The sequence below is a fragment of the Furfurilactobacillus milii genome (genome assembly GCF_009863985.1).
Taxonomy (GTDB): domain Bacteria; phylum Bacillota; class Bacilli; order Lactobacillales; family Lactobacillaceae; genus Furfurilactobacillus; species Furfurilactobacillus milii_A.
In genome coordinates this window covers 1-962 of sequence record NZ_WEZT01000048.1, presented here as the reverse complement: position 1 = coordinate 962, position 962 = coordinate 1, and the positions used below count along the sequence as shown (strand labels likewise).

General features: G+C 42.3%; 1 protein-coding gene. It reads right to left on the bottom strand.

All coding sequences use genetic code 11. From position 1 onward, the window contains the following. Window positions 1-9: 9 nt before the first annotated feature. The gene (locus GB992_RS11350) at window positions 10-960 is read right to left on the bottom strand and encodes an IS30 family transposase (RefSeq protein WP_347877390.1); all 951 of its coding nucleotides are present in this window, start codon (window positions 958-960) and stop codon (window positions 10-12) included. Window positions 961-962 lie beyond the last annotated feature (2 nt).

Below are 962 nucleotides of genomic sequence, written 5' to 3'. Positions count from 1 at the left end.
GGTGAATTGTCAAACTAAGTGCAACGGTTTGTCAAAAAATACTTCATATGGGGTTTCATAGTTTAACACTTTGCGAGGACGTTGATTTAACTGCTTTTGGCAGTGTTCAACGTCCTGTTCTGTATAATTATCAATATCTGTTCGCTTGGGAAAATATTCCCGGATTAATCCATTTGTATTCTCATTTGTTCCACGCTGTTCAGGCGAATATGGATCGGGCCAATAGACAGTAACACCTAACCTTTCGCTGATTTCATCAAGATGAAGAAATTCAGTCCCATGATCTGGTGTAATAGAATGAACAAATTCTTTAGGAATGGCCCCTAACAGTTCAACTAAGCCTTTATTTATCTCCTGCGAGTCCTTTTGCACAACCTTTTTGATAAGCGTAAGCCGACTGAGCCGATCGACAACCGTTAAAAGGATGGAGTGACCCGTTCGACCAATCACAGTATCAATTTCCCAGTCACCTATACGTTGGCGCTGGTTGATAAAACCAGGGCGCTCATGGATCGAGATATAGTCGGTCTGTACTTCTCGATGTCGTCTAGTATTCTTTGAATGCCGAGTCCGATGTTTATGTCTGAGATGGCGCTGAATACCGGTATCACCACGTGAGGAGTACTTCTCACCTAAATTGTGTTGATAGATATGACGGTAAATTGTGTTGTAGCTAACACACCATTGATGTTCCTTATTAAAGCGAGCGGTAATCTGCTCTGGTGACCAGTGCAGATCTAAGATGTAATGAACAATTTGACGGCGTAATTGTGGATGGCTGTCTAATAGCCGCTTCTTGTGACAATTCTGCCGCTTTTGATGATAGTCATTATCTGCTTTGCTTGGGGAATAATTACCTGCACAACGTTTTAACTCCCGTGAAATAGTGCTTGGATTTCGCCCCAGCCGTAACGCAACAGCCCGGATAGATAACCCCTTAGCTCGTAAAAACATAAGTATTT